Here is a 20,697-nt window from a genome sequence, read left to right as displayed (position 1 = left end):
TCTCCCTTCCTCTATATCAGAAAGATCCCGGTGATCAGAAAATGAATCTGTAAGGGATCATTTCGGCTTACTATAATACTAGACAGAAACCGAAGAAAAGTCAAGAGAGCGAACGGAAGTATTGGATAAAATGCATGTGTAAATTTGCTTCAAACTATAAAGGAGATTCCCATGGAACAGAAAAAACGAAAGGCAGCGCTTCATAATCTGGGCTGCAAGGTCAATGCCTATGAGACTGAGGCGATGGGGCAGCTTCTGGAGGAGCATGGCTATGAACTGGTACCCTTTGAGGAAAAGGCAGATGTCTATCTGATCAATACCTGCAGTGTGACCAACATGGCAGACCGGAAATCCAGACAGATGCTCCATCGGGCAAAGAAGCAGAATCCCGATGCTGTGATCGTGGCAGCAGGCTGTTATGTTCAGGGATCGGCAAAGGAGATCCTGGAGCGGGGGGATGCCGATCTGGTCATCGGCAATAACCAGAAGGCAAGACTCCCGGAGCTTCTGAAGACATTTTTTGAGGATCCGGAGCCGGAGCAGGCAGTAGTGGATCTGTCTCATGCCAGCAAATATGAGCGGATGACCTTAAAGCGGACGGCGGAGCATACGAGAGCCTTTATCAAGATCCAGGACGGCTGCAATCAGTTTTGCTCCTACTGCATCATTCCCTATATGCGGGGACGGATCCGGAGCCGGGCACTTTCGGATATTTTATCAGAGGTGGAGAATCTCGCAGCTCAGGGCTATAAAGAGGTAGTCCTGACGGGAATTCATTTATCGTCCTACGGAAAGGATTTTCTGGAGCATCCGCCGGCAGGACTGGATGGAACGGCACTGCTGGAGGTGATCCGGTCGGTGGCTGCGATTCCGGGAATCGCGCGGGTCCGGCTTGGCTCTCTGGAGCCACGGATCATTACAGAGGAGTTTGCGGCTGCGATCTCGGAGATCCCGGAATTCTGTCCGCATTTTCATCTGTCTCTCCAGAGCGGCTGCGATCTGACTTTAAAGCGCATGAACCGCCATTATACCACGGCAGAGTATGAAGAAGCCTGTACACTCCTTCGGAAGTATTTTAAGCACCCGGCCATCACCACCGATGTGATCGTGGGCTTTCCGGCAGAGACGGAGGAGGAATTTCAGAAAACCCTTTCCTTTCTGGAAAAGATCGGATTTTATGAAATGCATATTTTTAAATACTCGGTACGAAAGGGTACCAAGGCGGCCGGCATGTCCGGTCAGGTAAGGGAAGAGATCAAGACAAAGCGGAGCCATCTGGCACTTGCCCTGGAAAAACGGCTGTCGGAGGAATTCCGGAGCTTTTATGATGGAAAAGAAACAGAGATCTTACTGGAAGAAATCCATGAGATCGAGGGGAAGCCTTATATGGTTGGCTTTACAAGGGAGTATGTAAAGGCGGCGGTTCCCATAGAGGAAAAAACAGAGGAAATGCTGAAGCCGGGAATGTTACTTTCGGTAAAGCTTGGCGGTGTTCTGGCGGACGGAATCCTGCGGGCAGAAAAAACCTCTTGATAGGTACCTCGATTTGGTATAAAATAGAAATACAAGCATGTAAGGACGTGAATAAAATGGGAGATATACACAGAACACAATTTTTCAGTGCATCGCAGGAGGGCAGACCGGAGGCCGGAGAGATTCTGGCGCGGGTTTATGAGGCACTCCGCGAAAAGGGATATAATCCGATCAATCAGATCGTCGGTTATATCATGTCCGGAGATCCGACGTATATTACCAGCTACGGCAGTGCAAGAAGTCTGATCACAAAGCTGGAGCGGGACGAGATCCTGGAAGAGCTGGTGCAGGTCTATATTGAAAGCAAGCTGAAGGGTTAAATAGCTTATGCGGATTATGGGACTGGATTTCGGCTCCAAGACCGTGGGAGTTGCGGTGAGTGATCCTCTTGGAATTACAGCACAGGGCGTTGAGATTGTAAGACGACAGGAGGAAAACAAGCTTCGCCGTACCTTGGCACGGCTGGAAGAGCTGATTAAGGAATATGAGGTGGAGAAGCTGGTTGTCGGCTGTCCGCTCCATATGAACGGTGATTTCGGAGAACGGGCGAAAAAATCGGAGGAATTCGGAACAAAGCTTTCCGCCAGAACCGGGCTTCCGGTGATCTACTGGGACGAGCGGCTGACGACGGTGGAAGCGGATGAGATCATGAAAGAAGCGGGAGTCCGGCGGGAACACCGGAAGGACTACGTGGATAAAATTGCTGCGGTGTTGATTTTACAGGGATATCTTGATTCCCTGTGATTTGTGTTGCCATTTGATTTTTGCTTTGACGGAAAGGATTTCCGGTGAAGGGAAAAACGAAGGAATCCGGAACAGAAGTTTCCGGAAGAAAAAGATTGGAGATAATATGGACGAGAAGATCATTCTGACCGCGGAAGACGGAGAAACGATCGCCTGCTATGTCCTGGAGGAGACCAGGGTGGCCGGCTGTAATTATGTGCTTGTGACCGACTCGGAGGATGAGGACGGAGATTGTTATATTTTAAAAGATGTTTCTGCGGCAGAGGAAGCAGAGGCCATTTATGAGATCGTGGAGGACGAAAAGGAACAGCAGTACCTGGCGAGGATCTTCAATGAGCTTCTGGAGGATGTGGATATCCAGTGAACGGATTTATAGAAAGTAAGAGGTAATTTATTTGAGAAAAACAGAAAAAGCAACGGGAACATCCAAGCTGAAGATCATTCCCTTAGGCGGACTGGAACAGATTGGAATGAATATGACGGTCCTTGAATATGAGGACAGTATCATTGTGGTGGACTGCGGACTGGCGTTTCCCAGCGATGATATGCTGGGAATCGATCTGGTGATTCCGGACATCACCTATTTGAAGGATAACATTGAAAAGGTCAAGGGCTTTGTGATCACCCACGGACATGAGGATCATATCGGCGCCCTGCCTTATGTGCTGCAGGAGATCAATGTGCCGGTTTATGCGACAAAGCTGACCATGGGGATCATTGAGCATAAGTTAAAGGAGCGCGGCATGACCCGGTCCACCAAGCGGAAGGTCATGAAATACGGACAGTCCGTGAACCTGGGCTGCTTTCGGGTGGAATTTATCCGGACAAACCACAGCATTGCCGATGCGGCCGCGTTTGCCATCTTTACGCCGGTGGGAACCATTGTTCATACCGGAGACTTTAAAATCGATTATACGCCCATCTACGGTGATCCGGTGGACTTAACCAGGTTTGCCGAGCTCGGAAAGAAGGGAGTTCTGGCCCTGATGGCAGACAGTACAAACGCTGCACGCGAGGGCTTTACCATGTCTGAGCGCACGGTGGGACGGACCTTCGACCGGCTTTTTGAAGAAAACAAGGATCGCCGGATCATTGTGGCAACATTTGCCTCCAATGTGGATCGTGTCCAGCAGATCATCAACTCTGCGTATCAGTACGGCAGAAAGGTTGTCGTGGAGGGGCGGAGCATGGTCAACATCATCGGCATTGCCAACGAGCTTGGATATATCAAGATCCCGGACGGTACGCTGATGGATATTTCCCAGTTAAATAATTATCCGCCGGAAAAGACGGTGCTTATTACCACCGGAAGCCAGGGTGAGTCCATGGCGGCTCTTTCCCGTATGGCGGCGGATCTCCATAAAAAGGTATCGATCAATTCCGGAGATACAGTTATTTTCAGCTCCAATCCGATCCCCGGGAACGAGAAGGCGGTGGCACAGGTCATCAATGAGCTGTCTGCCAAGGGAGCAAAGGTTATCTTCCAGGATACCCATGTATCCGGCCATGCCTGCAAGGAGGATCTGAAGCTGATCTATTCTCTGGTGAAGCCGAAGTTTGCACTTCCGGTCCACGGCGAGTACCGTCATCTGATGGCACAGGCCGAGATCGCAAAGGAAATGGGGGTTCCGGAGGAGAATATTCATATTATGCATTCCGGAAATGTCATGGAACTGACACCGGATTCGGCGGAGGTTACCGGAAGTGTAACGGCAGGTCCGGTACTGGTTGACGGCCTTGGCGTCGGTGATGTCGGCAATATCGTACTTCGTGACCGTCAGAATCTGGCACAGAACGGAATCATCATCGTGGTTCTGACTCTTGACCGGAGAGGCAATGAGCTTCTTGCGGGCCCCGATATTGTTTCCAGAGGCTTTGTCTATGTGAGAGAATCGGAAAACCTTATGGAAGAGGCACATGCTGTGGTAAAGGATGCGGTTATGCACTGCCTTGACCGGAGGATCAGTGACTGGGGCAAGATCAAGAATGTGATCCGCGACAGCTTAAGTGATTATATCTGGAAGAAGATGAAGCGGAATCCCCTGATCATGCCGATCATTATGGAGGTTTAAGCTCCGGCCTGTTCCGGTCCGGCTTTCAGAAAGGAGACGGATATGAAAAAACGGATATTCAGTGTCCTGCTGCGCGTTACCGTTCTGGCTGCGGCACTGTCCGTGATCCTTTTACTGTCGGTGAAGGGCTATCAGTTCGGAAAGGACGTGTTTGATGAACGGGAGGGTGTCTCGGATCATCCATACACCGTGACGGTTACAGTGGATTCCGGGGAGAATATCCGCCAGGTGGCGGAGAAGCTGAAGAAAGAAGGGCTGATCGACAGCTCTCTGGTACTGATTGCACAGAAATATTTTTACGGAAGTAGCCTGAAGGCAGGCAGCTACCGGTTAAACAGCAACATGACCGGAAAGATGATCCTGGATGTACTTTCCGGTGCGGCTGTGGATACAGAGGAAGCATCATGATCGTAGATGAACGGACTATCACGTATATTAATTCTTTGGAACAGGGAGACAGCGAATTCCTGCGGATGATCGCAAAGGAGGCGGCTGCCTCTTTTGTTCCTATTATCCGGAAAGAGACCGGAAGCCTCTTAAAAACGCTGGTGGAGATGAAGCGGCCGAGGAGGATTCTGGAGGTGGGAACGGCAACGGGGTATTCGGCACTTTTAATGAGTGAGCATATGCCCGAGGGCAGTACCATTACTACCATCGAAAAATATGAAAAACGGATTCCCATTGCACGGGAGAACTTCAGACGGGGCGGGAAGGAAGATGTTATTACCCTCCTCCCCGGCGATGCGGCAGAGATCTTAAAGAGTCTTTCGGGACCGTATGATTTTATCTTCATGGATGCGGCAAAGGGGCAGTATATCCATTTTCTTCCGGAGGTGCTGCGGCTCATGCCGGTTGGAGGCGTTCTGGTGTCAGACAATGTGCTTCAGGACGGAGATCTTATTGAGTCGCGGTTTGCGGTGACGAGAAGAAACCGAACGATCCATGCGCGTATGCGGGAGTATCTCTATACCATCAAGCACATGGAGGAACTGGAGACGGCGGTGATCCCCATCGGGGACGGCGTGACCATCAGTGTGAAAATAAAGGAGCAGTTACAGCGATGAAGGAGAGAACAAAGCCGGAGCTTCTGATTCCGGCCAGCAGCCTGGAAGTGTTAAAAACGGCCGTGATCTATGGCGCGGATGCTGTTTACATCGGCGGAGAAGCCTTCGGACTTCGTGCCAAGGCGAAGAATTTTTCCATGGAAGACATGAAGGCGGGGATTGCCTTTGCCCATGAGAGGGGGGTGAAGGTTTATGTGACCGCCAATATCCTCGCCCATAATGAGGATCTGGATGGTGTCCGGAGGTATTTTGAGGAGCTGAAGTCCATCGGTCCGGATGCACTGATCATTTCCGACCCCGGCGTTTTTATGATCGCCAAAGAGGTTGCACCGGAGATCGAGCGTCATGTGAGTACCCAGGCCAACAACACCAATTACGGAACCTATCGCTTCTGGCATGAGCTGGGCGCAAAGCGGGTGGTGTCCGCCAGAGAGCTTTCCTTAAAGGAACTTCGGGAGATCCGGGCCAATATTCCGGATGATCTGGAGATCGAGACCTTTATCCACGGCGCTATGTGTATTTCCTATTCGGGACGATGCCTGTTAAGCAATTATCTGGCCGGACGGGATGCCAACCGGGGTGCCTGCACGCACCCCTGCCGTTGGAAATATGCAGTCATGGAGGAGACCAGGCCGGGCGAGTATCTGCCGGTTTATGAAAATGAAAGGGGAACCTTTATTTTCAATTCCAAGGATCTGTGCATGATTGAGCATATGGACGACATTCTGACCTCCGGGATCGACAGCTTAAAGATCGAAGGGCGCATGAAGACTGCTCTTTATGTGGCAACGGTGGCAAGAACCTATCGAAGGGCCATTGATGACTGGTTTGCTTCCAGAGAACAGTATGAAGCAAACATGGAATGGTACAGGGCGGAGATCGGAAAGTGCACCACAAGACCCTTTACCACTGGCTTTTTCTATGGAAAGCCCGGATCGGATGCCCAGATCTATGACAGCAACACCTATAAGCAGGAGTATATTTATCTTGGTATTGCCGGAGAAGCCCGTCCAGACGGCTGGTTTTCGCTGGAGCAGAAAAATAAATTTTCCGTGGGCGAGACCATTGAGATCATGAAGCCCTCAGGTGAAAATCATGAAGTACTGGTGGAGGGCATTACCGACACCGAGGGAATGGTCCAGGAAAGCGCGCCCCATGCAAGACAGGCGCTTTTCGTGAAGCTTTCCGAGACACCGGAGCGATATGATATTTTACGGAAGAAGGGTGAATCCGCATAAGAGGACGGTTCAATGAACATACTATTTGGAGTACTGGGGAGTCTGTCCCTGATCTATTATATTCTGCTGGTGGCCTACGCCGGAATGGGGACCTCGTTTTCTCTGTTCTGGCTGCTTCTGGCGGTGGTCTGCGGTCTTCTGTCTATGGTGTGGGGGATCCAGAGCTCCCGGCTGTTTTTAAAGAGACTGCCCCTATGGGTAAGGGTGCCGGTCCGCACAACGGTGATGCTGGCTCTTCTGGTTTTTCTGATTGTCGGTTCCATGATTGGAATTTCCATGATCCCGGATTCCGATGCCAGGTTTGATTATCTGGTAGTTCTGGGGGCCAAGGTCAACGGACGGGAGCTGTCCAAGTCCTTAAAGTACCGGCTGGATACCGCTGCGGAGTATCTGGATGAGCATCCGGAAACAAAAGCGGTCGTCACCGGCGGAAGGGGCGAGGGAGAGGAAATTTCCGAGGCAGCTGCCATGCGGGATTATCTGGCCCAGAAGGGCATCAGCCGGAAACGGATCTATATGGAGCGGTATGCGGTGAATACGGCTCAGAACCTGGAATACAGTCTGTCTCTCATCAGCGACCGGGAGGCGCGTATCGGGATCGTGACCAGCGATTTTCATGTATTTCGGGCGGTCGCCATCGGAAAGAAGGCTGGCATGGAGCAGGTTCAGGGTGTTCCGGCGAAGACCGATCTGATCTATCTTCCGAATATGATGATGAGAGAATGTTTCGCAGTCCTGAAGGACTGGTTTATGGGAAATATCTGACCGGAAAGGAGTTAACAGGCAGATGCAGCATAATGCTTATGAAGTGATCATTGAAAAAGAAGTAAAGGAATTAAATTCAAAGGCCTGGATCCTGCGTCATAAAAAAAGCGGGGCCAGGCTGTTCCTGCTTTCCAACGACGACAGCAATAAGGTGTTTACCATCGGATTTCGGACTCCGGTATCGAACAGTACCGGCGTGCCTCATATCATGGAGCATTCGGTGCTCTGCGGATCCCGGAAGTTTCCGGTGAAGGATCCTTTTGTGGAGCTGGTAAAGGGATCCCTGAATACGTTTTTGAATGCCATGACCTATTCCGATAAGACGGTCTATCCCGTGGCCAGCGTCAACGACCAGGATTTTCAGAACCTGATGGACGTATATCTGGATGCCGTGTTCCACCCGAATATTTATACCAACGAGAAGATCTTTCGCCAGGAGGGCTGGCATTATGAACTGGAGGATGAGGCCGGGCCGCTGACCATCAACGGTGTGGTCTATAATGAAATGAAGGGTGTGTTCTCCTCTCCGGAGAGCGTACTGGACCGTTATACCAGAACGGTGCTGTTTCCCGATACCCCGTATCATGCAGAGTCCGGCGGTGATCCGGAGGTGATCCCGGAGCTTACCTATGAGCAGTTTCTGGATTTCCACAGGACCTATTATCATCCATCCAACAGCTATATTTATCTCTACGGTGATATGGATATGGAGGAAAAGCTGGAATTCCTGGACAGGGAATATCTTTCCGATTACGATGCCATGGAGCCGGATTCCGCGATTCCGTTCCAGAAGCCCTGCATGGCAGAAAAGCCGGTGGAGATTTTTTATCCCATCGGAGAGGACGAGGAGGAGCGCGGAAAAACCTTCCTTTCGGTCAACACGGTGGTGGGAACCGATCTGGATCCCCATCTGTATATTGCATTCCAGATCCTGGAATATGTGCTTTTATCCGCACCGGGGGCGCCCTTAAAGGAGGCGCTGGTAAATGCCGGGATCGGAACCGATATTTACGGCGGGTATGACAGCGGGATCCTGCAGCCGGTGTTCTCTGTGGTAGCAAAAAACACCGACAGGGAACGGCTGGAAGAATTCTTAAAGATCGTCCGGGAAACGCTGGAGGGGATGGCTGAGAACGGAATTGACGAACGCCTTCTGGAGGCGGGATTAAATGCGCTGGAGTTCAAATACCGGGAGGCGGAATTCGGAGCGTATCCCAAGGGACTGATGTACGGGCTTCAGTGCTTTGACAGCTGGCTGTATGAGGAAACCAATCCGTTCATGCATCTGGAATTTGAGGAAAGCTTCCGGTTCTTACGGACGCATCAGAAGGACGGCTATTTTGAGAGTCTGATCACGGATTATTTATTAAATAATCTTCATCAGGCGGTGATCATTCTTTCCCCGGAAAAGGGACTGGATGCAAAACGGGAGAATGCACTGGCAGAGAAGCTGGAAAAGAAGCTTGACGGCATGGATCAGGCGGCGAGACAGGCGCTTATAAAAGCAACAGCAGAGCTGAAGGCCTACCAGCAGGAGCCGTCACCGAAGGAAGATCTGGAAAAGATCCCCATGCTTTCCAGAGAGGATATTGAAAAGCAGGCAAAACAGCCGGGCGGCATCTTAAAAGAGGTTGACGGAATTCCGGTACTGCACACCGATGTGTTTACCAACGGGATCGGTTATATGCGGCTCAGCTTTGATGTGAGCGGTGTGCCTCAGGAGGACTGGCCGTATCTGGCGGTGTTTAAATCGATCCTGGGGCTGGTGAGCACAAAGGAGCATTCTTATCAGGAACTGGCCAATGAGATCAACATCGAAACCGGGGGTATTGCGGCAGCGTTGCCTAATTATGCGGTTCTGCCTTCCTCAGGGGATTTCCGGGCAGCACTGGAGTTTTCGGCAAAGGCCTTTTACGGAAAGATCGGCCGGGCCATGGAGTTAATTTATGAGATCCTGGCAGAGTCGGATCTTATGGAGGAAAAACGGATCAGGGAGCTGGCCGCAAGATCACGATCCAGAGCAGAGCAGAATCTCATTCAGTCCGGCCATGCTACTGCCATGCTGCGGGCAGGCACCTATCATTCGGCTTCTGCCGTATTCGGAGATTCTATCGGCGGAATCGCATGTTATGAGCTGTTAAAACGTCTGGAAAAGAATTTTGACGGAGAAAAGGAAGCCTTATTTGGAAAGTTTTCCGTACTGGCAAAGACGATTTTCCGGAAGGAAAACCTGTTTGCCTGCGTGACGGCAGACGAGGCCGGCTATGAAGAGTTTAAAGCGGCATTAAAGGCGTTTGCGGAAAAGCTTCCGGGAACGGCAGCGGGAACGAAAGAAATTCCGCTGAACATAATCCGCCGTGAGGAGATCCGGACGGAACAGAGGAATGAAGGCTTTGAAACCTCTTCCCAGGTCCAGTACGTGGCGCGGTGCGGAAACTACCGGGACAAGGGCTATTCCTACACCGGAGCACTGAGGATCCTCCAGGTGATCTTAAGCTATGATTATCTCTGGATCCAGGTGCGTGTGAAGGGCGGTGCCTACGGAGTCATGAGCGGCTTCGGGAAGACCGGAGACAGCTACTTTGTTTCCTACCGGGATCCCAATCTTGGAAAGACCAATGAGGTTTTTGAGGGAGTCCCCGGATATTTAAGAAACTTCACTGCGGATGAGCGGGATATGACGAAATACATCATCGGCACGATCAGCAGCATGGATACGCCTCTGACACCGTATATCAGAGGAATCCGGAATCTCAGCATGTATCTGTCCGGTGTGACAGCAGAGATGCTCCAGAAGGAGCGGGATGAGGTTCTTGGAGCATCTGAGAACGATATCCGGGCATTGGCGGACATTGCGCAGGCGATCCTGGATTCAGGCGATATCTGTGCCATCGGCGGAGCCGGAAAAATCGAAGCGGAAAAAGAGCTGTTTAAAGAAACGCTTCGTCTCTAAGGAGGAATTCAGTTGGAAAAGCAGAAGAAGTCAGGGTTTGTTGCATTGATCGGCCGTCCGAATGTCGGAAAGTCCACGTTGATGAACCATCTGATCGGACAGAAGATCGCCATCACCTCGGCGCGTCCTCAGACCACCAGAAACCGGATTCAGACAGTCTACACCGATGACCGGGGGCAGATCATTTTCCTTGATACCCCCGGAATCCACCGGGCAAAGCACAAGCTGGACGAGTACATGGTGGGCGCAGCGGAGCGTACCATCAAGGACAGCGATGTGGTACTGTGGCTGGTAGAGCCTACCACCTATATCGGCGCCGGAGAGCAGCATATCCTGGAAATCCTGAAGCAGGTGAAGGCACCGGTGATCCTGGTGATCAACAAGATCGACACGGTGGATAAAAAAGATATTTTAAAGTACATAGGAGCTTATGAAAGGATATTCCCCTTCTCCGAGATCATTCCTGTGTCGGCCTTAAAGAGCGACAACCTGGACACCGTTCTGGAAGTGATCATGAAGTATCTGCCCTGCGGGCCTATGTACTACGATGAGGACACCGTGACCGACCAGCCTATGCGCCAGATCGCAGCAGAGATCATCCGTGAGAAAGCGCTGCGCTGTCTCCAGGACGAGATTCCCCACGGGATCGCCGTGACCGTCGAGAAAATGAAAGAGCGCCCCGACGGCCTGTTCGACATCGAGGCCGAGATCATCTGCGAAAAAGAATCCCATAAAGGAATCGTCATCGGAAAAGGCGGCGCCATGCTAAAAAAAATCGGCAGCAGTGCCCGCCATGACATCGAAGCCATGATGGATGCCCGCGTCAATCTGAAAATCTGGGTAAAGGTACGGAAAGAATGGCGCGATAACGACATGTATCTGAAGAGCTACGGATACAGCAAGGATATGTAGCACCAGTCCCGAAAAGTCTGACAGGAGTGCGCGTGCTTTATGCTCCGGCAGTGGGGTGGCAGGAGGAATGGAACAGGATTCACATCCTTGAGTCGGGGTGCGCGTGCTTTACGCTCCGGCAGTGGGGGTGGCAAAAGGAATGGAACAGGATTCTCATCCTTGTGTCCGGTTCGACCGACTTTCGGTGGAGGGAGAACGGACACAAGGTGAGAATCCGTACCCAGTACTAAGGAAGGAGGTTCTCATGTCTTATCCGTCCGATGACAATCTGATCAATGTCATGGGAATCGTCCTTTCGGCGACTCCGGTGGGTGATTATGACAAGCGGGTTGTGCTCCTGACCCGCGAGCATGGAAAGCTCCATGCGTTTGCCAAGGGAGCCAGACGGCAGAACAGTCCTCTGATCTCCGGGATACGCCCGTTCTGCTTCGGAACCTTTACCTTATATGAAGGGCGGAGCTCCTACACCGTCAAGCATCTGTCCATCACCAATTATTTTGAGGAGGTCACCTCGGATCTGGACTGTGTGTACCTGGGGTATTATTTCCTGGAGTTTGCCGACTATTATTCCAGAGAGAATGCAGATGAGTGTTCCACCTTAAAGCTTCTCTATCAGGCGCTCCGCGCCCTGCCGAAAAAGAGCCTGGATAACCGTCTGGTGCGGTTTGTTTATGAGCTTCGCATGATGGCGATGAACGGAGACCTGGATTTTTCCTGCTTTAAGCGTCTTGGCGATACGGCCCGGTATACGGTGGGGTTCGTGATCGAAACGCCGGTGGAAAAGCTGTTTACGTTTGCAGTTTCCGAGTCGGTATTGAAGGAGCTTCTGGCGGCTCAGGCGGAGAATAAAAAGCGGTATCTGACAAAAACCTTTAAATCAGAAGAAATCTTAAACGGGATTTCTTCTTTTTAAGGGCAGAAACATATTGAAAATCTCAGGGAAACAAGGTACAATGAGGGAAGTCTGTTATGAGGAGGAAAAGAATGAAGAAATCATGGACGTTACTTCTTGCAGCGCTGACAGTGATCATGACCGTTCTTTCCGGATGCGGATCGGCGAAGTTTGAGCCGACCGGGAGCAGTATCTATGTGAAGAAAGACGGAACGGTTATCAGTGCTGATATTGAAGATTTCTCAGGAAGCAATTACAGCGAGGATGAGCTGAAGGCCTATGTGGAGAATGCGGTGAAGAGCTATAACTCTGAAAAAGGTGCAGCTTCCGAGGCGTATGCCGATAAAAATACCAGCCTTCCGGTGGCAGTGGATTCCCTGACGGTTAAGGACAATACAGCATCTCTGTATTTAAGCTATGCAACCTGTGCGGATTATCTGGAATTTACCGGAACCGGCGGCATGGAGGACGGTATCTCGGCCCTGGAAAAAGCAACGGTTGCCGAGATGAGTTTAAGCGGAAATTTCAAGAATGCCAAGAATGAGAACGTGACACTGGACAGTGTCACAAAGAACAGCAAGTATCATGTGGTACGGATCGAGGGACCGGTGACCATGCAGATCGAAGGAAAGGTAGCCTTTGTGAGTGCAGGTGTGACCATTGACTCCAAGAATACGGTGACAACACCGGAAGCCGATGTAAGCTATATTGTATTTAAATAAGGGTGTTTGTAACAGACCGGAGCCCGGCAGGAATGAGCAGGGCTCTAAAGCGTTACTGATTTTCTATAAAAGAGAGGAAGCAGACATGGAAAAGACAATGGATAAGATTGTAGCACTTGCCAAATCACGTGGATTTGTATATCCCGGATCTGAGATTTACGGCGGCCTTGCCAACACCTGGGATTACGGAAATCTGGGCGTAGAGCTGAAAAACAACGTGAAGCGTGCATGGTGGCAGAAGTTTGTCCAGGAGAATCCTTATAATGTAGGTGTAGACTGCGCGATCCTGATGAACAGCCAGACCTGGGTGGCTTCCGGCCATCTCGGCGGCTTCAGCGATCCGTTAATGGACTGCAAGAGCTGCAAGGAGCGGTTCCGTGCCGATAAGCTGATCGAGGATTATGCAGAGGAAAACGGCATTGAGCTGGAAGGCAGCGTAGACGGCTGGAGCCAGGAGCAGATGAAGGCTTATATCGATGAGCATCAGATCCCCTGCCCGAGCTGCGGCAAGCATGATTTTACCGATATCCGTCAGTTCAACCTGATGTTCAAGACCTTTCAGGGTGTAACCGAGGATGCGAAGAATACCGTTTATTTAAGACCGGAGACGGCACAGGGTATTTTTGTAAACTTCAAGAATGTACAGCGTACCTCCAGAAAGAAGATTCCTTTTGGTATCGGTCAGATTGGAAAATCCTTCCGAAATGAGATCACACCCGGAAACTTTACCTTCCGTACCAGAGAGTTTGAGCAGATGGAGCTGGAGTTCTTCTGTGCGCCCGGAACGGATCTGGAGTGGTTCTCCTATTGGAAGACCTACTGCATCAACTGGTTAAGAGATCTGGGCATCCGGGAAGATGAGATGCGGGCAAGAGATCATTCTCCGGAAGAGCTTTGCTTCTATTCTAAGGCAACCACAGACCTGGAATTCTTATTCCCCTTCGGCTGGGGTGAGCTGTGGGGCATTGCAGACCGTACCGATTATGATCTGACCCAGCATCAGAATACCTCCGGCGAGGATATGAGCTACTTTGATGATGAGAAGAAGGAAAAATATATTCCGTATGTGATCGAGCCGTCACTCGGTGCAGACCGTGTGACTCTGGCATTCTTATGCAGCGCTTACGATGAGGAAACACTGGAGGGCGGCGATGTCCGTACCGTGCTTCATTTCCATCCGGCGATTGCACCGGTGAAGATCGGAATCCTTCCGCTCTCCAAGAAGCTTAACGATGGTGCGCTCAAGGTATATGAGCAGCTTGTAAAGAAATACAATTGTGAATTTGATGACAGAGGAAATATCGGAAAGCGTTACCGCAGACAGGACGAGATCGGTACACCGTTCTGTGTAACGTATGATTTTGATTCCGAGACCGATGGTGCGGTAACCGTTCGTGACCGTGATACCATGGAGCAGGTTCGTGTGCCGATCGCAGAGCTGGATGCTTACTTTGCTGATAAGTTCACGTTTTAGGATACCAGGGTCAAAAGGTCTGAATCCACATGAGCCTGTTCATGAGTGGATGTGAGGCCCTGGGGCCCGCAATCCGCAGGTATCCTGGAAGTACCTGGTATGTAAGAAATGGCGGAATTACCCGCCTTTCTGATAGATGAAATGAGAGGAGAAACGTTATGAAAAAATTAGCAGCAGCACTTCTTGCCGGCGTGATGGTTCTTTCCATGGCAGCCTGCGGAAGCACAAAGACAACGGAAACCACCAAGGCCGCAGAGACCACCAAGGCCGGTGAGACAAAGGCAGAAGAGACCGATAAGGCAGAGGAGACCTCCGCGGCAGAAGCAAGAGAGGACGACGGAAAGCTGATCATGGCAACCGAGGCCGGTTTTGCTCCTTATGAGTACACCGAGGACGGATCTACTGTAATCGGCGTTGATGTGGACATTGCAAACGAGATCGCAAAGGCCATGGGCAAAGAGCTGGTAATCCAGAACATGAACTTCGACAGCGCACTGCTGGCTGTACAGCAGGGCAAGGTTGATTTCGCAGCAGCCGGAATCTCCGTAACTCCCGAAAGAGAAGAGCAGATGGACTTCTCCATCGAGTACACCACCTCCAAGCAGGTTGTTGTCGTAAAGAAGGATGCAGGCCGTGTTGCTTCTGTTGACGCACTGAATGCAGATACAGTTGTCGGCGTACAGGGCGGAACCGTAGCAGATTCCTACTGCCAGGATGATCTTGGAACAAAGGATCTCAAGCAGTACAGCAAGTTCATGGAAGCAGCCATGGATTTAAAGAATGACAAGATCGACTGCATCATCATGGACTCTCTTCCTGCTGAGCAGATGGTAGCTGAGAACGATGACCTGGAGATCCTGGACGGCGAAGTATTCACCGATAAGTATGCCATTGCAGTACAGAAGGGCAACAAAGAAATGTTAGACCAGATCAACGAAGTGCTTCAGAAGCTGGTTGACGACGGAAAAGTAGATGAGTTTATCATCAACCATACTACGAAATAAATGAAGTGAGGAAATCCTATGAACTGGCTTGCCAATGTTTGGGCTGATTTTTCCAAGGTATTTCTGGAAAAAGGCAGATATCTATCCTATTTGAAAGGATTTGGCGTAACCCTGGAGGTATCGTTCTTTGCGGTGCTTCTGGGTGTTGCGGTGGGCGCTTTGTTAGCCATTGTGAAATACATGGCGGTGCGTCATAAAAAATTCCGATTGCCGGGCTGGATCGCCAATGTCTATATTACTGTGATCCGCGGAACCCCCGTTTATGTGCAGATGCTGATCATCTATTTCATGATCTTTACGGGTAGAAATTCACCGGCGATCCTTTCCGGTGTGATCTGCTTCGGTCTGAATTCCAGTGCCTATGTGGCGGAGATCATCCGTGCCGGAATCGAAGCGGTTGATGCCGGACAGGCAGAGGCAGGCCGTTCTCTCGGTCTTTCAGAAATGCAGACCATGAAATCCATCATCATGCCTCAGGCGATCAAGAATATTCTTCCCGCTCTGGGCAATGAGTTTATCGTTCTGATCAAGGAGACTGCTGTTATCGGAAATATTACGGTTCTTGATGTGACCAAGGCAGCACAGAATATCGGGAACAGTACCTATAACTATTTAATGCCGCTCCTGATCACGGCAGTGATGTACCTGATCGTCGTCATTATTTTGACGAAGCTTCTTGGTATGTTTGAAAGGAGGCTGAGGAAGAGTGATAGACGTTAAGGGTCTTCACAAGTCGTTCGGAGACAAGGTTGTGCTCTGCGGAATCGACGAACATATTGAAAAAGGGGAAAAGGTTGTAATTATCGGTCCCTCCGGATCCGGAAAATCCACGTTTTTACGCTGTATGAACCTGCTGGAAACGCCGACCGAGGGCACAATTACGGTGGAAGGACAGGATATTACCCATGCATCCGGCAAGGAATTAAATCAGATCCGCCGGAAGATGGGAATGGTATTCCAGCATTTTAACCTGTTTCCTCACCTGACCATCAAGAAAAATATTACCATGGCGCCGGTAAAGCTTGGACTGATGACCCAGGCAGAGGCAGATAAAAAGGCGATGGAGCTGCTGGAGAGGGTTGGTCTTCCGGAAAAGGCAGATCAGTATCCGGCACAGCTTTCCGGCGGACAGAAGCAGAGAATCGCGATCGTCCGTTCCCTTGCCATGAATCCGGATGTGATGCTCTTCGATGAGCCCACATCTGCGCTGGATCCCGAGATGGTACGGGAGGTTCTTGAGTTCATGAAGCAGCTTGCCGATGAAGGTATGACCATGGTGGTCGTGACCCATGAGATGGGCTTTGCCAGAGAGGTTGCTTCCAGAGTCCTGTTTATGGACGAAGGAAAAATATTGGAGCAGAATGAACCGAAGGCTTTCTTCGATCATCCCAATGATCCGAGATTAAGAGAATTTTTATCAAAAGTATTATAAAAGGTGTGCCTTTTTCCATAAAGCGGACGAGAGTCTGACGGAGAGAGAAGACTGCCGGAAACCGATCGGGTATGAATTGCCATGCCCGGTTGGATTTCGGCAGTCTTTTTTCGCGATGGTTACAAGCCATGCCGTAAGCAAAATTTGAACCATGCGTACTTGTACGCAATTGGTGAAAAATTTTGTTTACGATAGGGCGCCAGCCCGCGAGCGACAGACCGAAGGTCTGGAGCGTGCATGGCTTATTACGAGATACATGTAAGAACAGGAGACCCTTATGTATTTAATGATTGATAATTATGATTCGTTTGTGTATAACCTTTATGCCTATCTGCGGGAGCTGGGCAATGAGGTGATGGTGGTCCGGAATGACAGGATCACGCTTTCTGAGATCCATGTCATGAATCCACAGGGAATCCTAATATCCCCTGGTCCAGGCCGACCGGAGGACGGGGGGATCTCTGCCGAGGTGATCAGACAGATGGCTGGAAAAATTCCAATTCTCGGTGTCTGCCTGGGACACCAGATCATTGGTCATGTATTTGGTGCCAGAGTAGAAAAAGGGGTCCGCCCTATGCATGGAAAGGTGACAGAAATTACCCATAACGGCGGAGGCGTTTTTTCCGGTCTGCCGGATACGTATGAGGTAACGCGATATCATTCACTTGTAGTGAGGGAAGAAGCATTTCCGGAGGAATTGCAGGTTGATGCCAGAAGTGAGGATGGCGTGATCATGGGAATGTCGCATAAAACGTGGCCGGTTTATGGAGTCCAGTTTCATCCGGAGGCAGTGCTGACGCAGTATGGTCATGAACTGTTAAGAAATTTTACAGAAATCTGTGACTGCTGGAATGGACCGTCTGCGCAGACAGGGAAAGGGGGATACCATGGAGCGTAAAAAAACAGAATTAAGAGACGGAGAATGGCTGAGGGCTGAAACAACGAGAATCAGACGGATGGATATATATATGCCGCTGGCTGAGATTTTTGTTCTGTTTCGGGAGGAGGATCAGGCTGTTTTTCTGGACTCATCACTGGAAAATAAACTGGGAAGGTATTCCATTATCGGAAGAAGGCCGTATTTGACGCTTCGAAAGGAAGCCGGGCAGCTTTTTATCAATGGCGAGCGGTCTGATCAGGCCTTTGAAACCGTCCTGAAGACTTATCTGGAGGAGCATCAGGAAGAAAATCCGACCCATCTCCCGATGATTTCCGGTGCCATCGGCTATTTTACTTATGATTATGGCCGGAGAAGAGCCGGGGTGGACAGTCGGTTTGAGGAGCAGGAGACAGATCTGATTCCGGAGGCGGTCTGGAATTTTTATGACCAGTATCTTGTAGAGGATCATAAAGAACGGGTCATTTATCTGATCGCCGGAGGAAAAACAGAGCCGGCGGAGACAGGAATCCGAGAGCTGGAGGAACAAATCCGGAAGCACTACCGTGAGAGAGGGAGGGTCTCGGAGAAAACGGAGGTAGAGAGATCAAACGTAGTTGTCCGGGAAGATTCCACAGAAGCAGAGTATCTGGAAACGGTAAAAAAAATGTGCGATTATATTGTGGAGGGAGATATTTATATTGCAAATCTCACCAGACAGCTTGTGATGGAAAGTAAAAAAGATCCGTATGAGGTTTTTGAAACGCTGCGCAGAATCAATCCCTCGCCGTTTGGCGGCTATTTCCAGTATGGAGATTTTCAAATCGTGTCGGCATCACCGGAGCGGTTTTTAAAAATGGAACAGGGAGAGATTGAGACACGTCCGATAAAAGGAACCAGGCGGAGAGGCCATGACCCGGAGGAGGACGCAGCACTGCGGAAGGAGTTGGAGAATTCCGAAAAAGACCGCAGCGAACTTCTGATGATCGTGGATCTGGAACGCAACGATCTGAGCCGTGTCTGCGAACCGTATTCGGTTCAGGTGCCGGAACTGTTTGAGGTGGAGGCTTATGCGACCGTATTCCATCTGGTTTCTACTGTGACAGGAAAGCTGGAGCAGGGGAGAACGGTTATGGATCTGGTGGAGGCAGCCTTCCCGGGCGGCTCTATCACCGGGGCGCCCAAAATCCGTGCCATGGAGATCATTGACGAGCTGGAACGGGGAAAGAGAGGACTTTACACCGGTTCCATGGGCTATATCACCCTGGATGGCTGCTGTGATCTGAATATTGTGATCCGTACTCTGGTCCACAAAGACGGAGCGTATCATCTTGGTGTCGGAGGGGGTATCACCTGCGAATCCGAGCCGGAGTTTGAGTTTGAAGAAACCTGGCAGAAAGCAGTGGCACTGCTGGAAGCGCTCAAAGTGCAGTAAAGCCGTTATTCGTCAGCCAGATCGGAGATCAGTTTGACGTTGCTGACCGCCAGTGCAAGCTGAAGTTTGTTTTCCAGTCCGGTTTTCTGCAGCATATTTGCCACATGGAATTTGACTGTCGACATTTCGCAGCCCATCTCTGCCGCAATGCGCGTATAAGAAAGCCCACGTAACAGATGACGCAGCACCTTCAGTTCTGTCTTTGTAAATTCGGTGCTTTTTGCCATACCGATCTCGACGGTCGGAGGCGAGTCCGGAAAGATGTGTTCCCCTGCCATTGTCTGTCGGACAACCTCCATGAGCCGGGTCTTGTCAGAATCCTTATACCAGAGGCTGTCAGCACCGGCTGCTTTTGCCTTATCCAGAACCGCACCATCGATCAGTGAGGTTACAACAATGATCCTGCTTTTCGGACATATGGCTTTGATCTGACGAACAGCGGTCAGACCGTTTTCCCGGTTTGCCGTCTGTACATCCATCAAAATCAGATCAACAGAACTTGTCCGGCATACCTCAACGGCCTGCTTTGCACCGGGAATGGACGCTACGATCCGGTATCCGTCCTCGGCACGGAAATAGTTCTCCAGAAGACTCCGGATCATGGTCTGGTCTTCAACAATCATCACTCTCATGTATCGTTCCCTCCTTCCGGTAATTCCAGCGTGAGCTTAAAGTAAGGAATACTCTGAATTTCCATTTTGCCGTCCACCTCCTCCACGCGTTGGCGCAGCATGGAAAGACCGCCGCCCTCTGTGACGGTTTTCGCCGGTGCAGCACCGTTGTTGGTCAAGGATATTTCCATATGCCCCGGTTCCTGCCGGAAGCACACATACAATTCGGTGCCTCCTGCGTGCCGGATACAGTTTGTTGCACATTCGTGGATCGCCAGTGCACTCAGTGTGCGCAGGCTCTGCGTCTGCGGTTCATCACCGGCAAACAGAACTCTGACGCCCATTTCTTCCGTTCGTTTTTTGACCTCGTCCAGAGGCTCGAACCGCACCGTCATCTGGTTGGAACGGTAAAGCACCGAAATTGCCTGTTCCCAGAGCGCTGCGTTGGCTCGAATTTCCTTTAGGTCTGTCTGTCGGAGCAGAACCCGCCGTGTGGCCAGTATACTGTGCCCGATGTCGTCATGTACGCGCAGCTTCATTGCCAGCGTCTCTTCTTCCCGGATAATCTCCGGCATCTGCTCGAAAAGATTACGAAGGTGGGAGTTGGCATTTGTAAGCTTTGCATTTTCTATTTCTAACTGGTGCTGCGTCTGCATCAGCTCCGTAACATCTGCAGCGGTAATCTGCGTATATCGGCCGCCGGCCTTTATCCGGATCTGCTCCTCGGCAAACCGCAGCGCCCTGCCATCCGAAAACCGGTAGATCTGGAGCTGTGGGTTCAAACAGTGCACATCTGCGGGAGGCGATTGCAGGGCGGACCGCATTTCTGTAAGCGTCTGGATGCCATCGCACCGCAAAAGCCCCATTATGGCAAGCATCCGGTGGTTAATGAGCCTTATCATGTTATTACGGTCGAAGAAACAGACTGCAATGGGAAGACTGTCGAAGCTGTCCTTGATTTTGTCCATA

21 protein-coding genes are annotated in these 20,697 nt (G+C 50.7%); 19 read left to right on the top strand and 2 right to left on the bottom strand.

From position 1 onward, the window contains the following. The first annotated feature begins 171 nt into the window (after window positions 1–171). The 19 genes from mtaB to pabB all read left to right on the top strand — a co-directional run bounded on the left by mtaB (window position 172) and on the right by pabB (window position 19,117). Window positions 172–1,533 (top strand): tRNA (N(6)-L-threonylcarbamoyladenosine(37)-C(2))-methylthiotransferase MtaB, encoded by a 1,362-nt coding sequence (mtaB, locus tag ACTQ3K_RS03275; protein WP_441565708.1) that lies wholly within the window; start codon window positions 172–174, stop codon window positions 1,531–1,533. Between the two features lie 56 nt (window positions 1,534–1,589). Next, the gene (locus ACTQ3K_RS03270; protein WP_441565706.1) at window positions 1,590–1,853 is read left to right on the top strand and encodes an IreB family regulatory phosphoprotein; all 264 of its coding nucleotides are present in this window, start codon (window positions 1,590–1,592) and stop codon (window positions 1,851–1,853) included. Between the two features lie 7 nt (window positions 1,854–1,860). Beyond that, window positions 1,861–2,277: a Holliday junction resolvase RuvX gene (ruvX, locus tag ACTQ3K_RS03265; RefSeq protein ID WP_441565704.1), complete on the top strand. Its 417-nt coding sequence runs from the start codon at window positions 1,861–1,863 to the stop codon at window positions 2,275–2,277. Between the two features lie 106 nt (window positions 2,278–2,383). Next, window positions 2,384–2,641: a DUF1292 domain-containing protein gene (locus ACTQ3K_RS03260; protein WP_441565702.1), complete on the top strand. Its 258-nt coding sequence runs from the start codon at window positions 2,384–2,386 to the stop codon at window positions 2,639–2,641. A 31-nt stretch (window positions 2,642–2,672) separates the two neighbouring features. After that, on the top strand, window positions 2,673–4,349 hold the full coding sequence (locus ACTQ3K_RS03255) for a ribonuclease J (RefSeq protein WP_441565700.1): 1,677 nt from the start codon (window positions 2,673–2,675) through the stop codon (window positions 4,347–4,349). A gap of 42 nt (window positions 4,350–4,391) precedes the next feature. Further along, the gene (locus ACTQ3K_RS03250) at window positions 4,392–4,757 is read left to right on the top strand and encodes an endolytic transglycosylase MltG (RefSeq protein ID WP_441565698.1); all 366 of its coding nucleotides are present in this window, start codon (window positions 4,392–4,394) and stop codon (window positions 4,755–4,757) included. After that, a complete protein-coding gene (locus tag ACTQ3K_RS03245) occupies window positions 4,754–5,413 on the top strand; it encodes an O-methyltransferase (protein WP_441565697.1) in 660 nt (219 codons plus the stop codon). The genes ACTQ3K_RS03250 and ACTQ3K_RS03245 overlap by 4 nt, the downstream gene beginning before the upstream one ends. Beyond that, the gene (locus ACTQ3K_RS03240; RefSeq protein ID WP_441565695.1) at window positions 5,410–6,651 is read left to right on the top strand and encodes a peptidase U32 family protein; all 1,242 of its coding nucleotides are present in this window, start codon (window positions 5,410–5,412) and stop codon (window positions 6,649–6,651) included. The genes ACTQ3K_RS03245 and ACTQ3K_RS03240 overlap by 4 nt, the downstream gene beginning before the upstream one ends. 12 nt (window positions 6,652–6,663) lie before the next feature. After that, entirely contained in the window at window positions 6,664–7,416 is a 753-nt protein-coding gene (locus ACTQ3K_RS03235; protein WP_441565693.1) for a YdcF family protein, read from the top strand. A gap of 22 nt (window positions 7,417–7,438) precedes the next feature. Next, window positions 7,439–10,369 (top strand): insulinase family protein, encoded by a 2,931-nt coding sequence (locus ACTQ3K_RS03230; protein ID WP_441565691.1) that lies wholly within the window; start codon window positions 7,439–7,441, stop codon window positions 10,367–10,369. A 12-nt stretch (window positions 10,370–10,381) separates the two neighbouring features. Beyond that, window positions 10,382–11,281 carry a GTPase Era gene (gene era, locus ACTQ3K_RS03225; protein ID WP_441565689.1) on the top strand — a complete coding sequence of 300 codons (900 nt, stop codon included), beginning with the start codon at window positions 10,382–10,384 and terminating at the stop codon, window positions 11,279–11,281. Window positions 11,282–11,525: 244 nt separating this feature from the next. Beyond that, window positions 11,526–12,194: a DNA repair protein RecO gene (gene recO, locus ACTQ3K_RS03220; RefSeq protein WP_441565687.1), complete on the top strand. Its 669-nt coding sequence runs from the start codon at window positions 11,526–11,528 to the stop codon at window positions 12,192–12,194. Between the two features lie 71 nt (window positions 12,195–12,265). Beyond that, a complete protein-coding gene (locus ACTQ3K_RS03215; protein WP_441565685.1) occupies window positions 12,266–12,895 on the top strand; it encodes a hypothetical protein in 630 nt (209 codons plus the stop codon). Between the two features lie 85 nt (window positions 12,896–12,980). Next, a complete protein-coding gene (locus tag ACTQ3K_RS03210; protein ID WP_441565683.1) occupies window positions 12,981–14,369 on the top strand; it encodes a glycine--tRNA ligase in 1,389 nt (462 codons plus the stop codon). Between the two features lie 158 nt (window positions 14,370–14,527). After that, entirely contained in the window at window positions 14,528–15,373 is an 846-nt protein-coding gene (locus ACTQ3K_RS03205) for an ABC transporter substrate-binding protein (protein WP_441565681.1), read from the top strand. An 18-nt stretch (window positions 15,374–15,391) separates the two neighbouring features. Then, complete coding sequence (locus ACTQ3K_RS03200) at window positions 15,392–16,093, top strand: amino acid ABC transporter permease (RefSeq protein ID WP_441565679.1); 702 nt, start codon at window positions 15,392–15,394, stop codon at window positions 16,091–16,093. Next, window positions 16,080–16,805, top strand: a complete 726-nt coding sequence (locus ACTQ3K_RS03195; RefSeq protein ID WP_441565677.1) for an amino acid ABC transporter ATP-binding protein — start codon at window positions 16,080–16,082, stop codon at window positions 16,803–16,805. Before ACTQ3K_RS03200 ends, ACTQ3K_RS03195 begins: the two co-directional genes overlap by 14 nt. Window positions 16,806–17,082: 277 nt before the next feature. Beyond that, entirely contained in the window at window positions 17,083–17,703 is a 621-nt protein-coding gene (locus tag ACTQ3K_RS03190) for an anthranilate synthase component II (protein ID WP_441565675.1), read from the top strand. Beyond that, the gene (pabB, locus tag ACTQ3K_RS03185) at window positions 17,693–19,117 is read left to right on the top strand and encodes an aminodeoxychorismate synthase component I (RefSeq protein WP_441565673.1); all 1,425 of its coding nucleotides are present in this window, start codon (window positions 17,693–17,695) and stop codon (window positions 19,115–19,117) included. The genes ACTQ3K_RS03190 and pabB overlap by 11 nt, the downstream gene beginning before the upstream one ends. A 5-nt stretch (window positions 19,118–19,122) precedes the next feature. Here the strand turns inward: pabB and ACTQ3K_RS03180 are convergent, their stop codons facing one another. Then, window positions 19,123–19,749, bottom strand: a complete 627-nt coding sequence (locus ACTQ3K_RS03180) for a response regulator (RefSeq protein WP_441565671.1) — start codon at window positions 19,747–19,749, stop codon at window positions 19,123–19,125. Continuing rightward, entirely contained in the window at window positions 19,746–20,696 is a 951-nt protein-coding gene (locus ACTQ3K_RS03175) for a sensor histidine kinase (RefSeq protein WP_441565669.1), read from the bottom strand. The genes ACTQ3K_RS03180 and ACTQ3K_RS03175 overlap by 4 nt, the downstream gene beginning before the upstream one ends. Window position 20,697 lies beyond the last annotated feature (1 nt).

The sequence above is a fragment of the Candidatus Paralachnospira sp. LCP21S3_A2 genome (assembly GCF_052118925.1).
Taxonomy (GTDB): Bacteria; Bacillota; Clostridia; order Lachnospirales; family Lachnospiraceae; genus Lientehia.
This window is presented reverse-complemented; position numbering and strand designations above follow the sequence as displayed.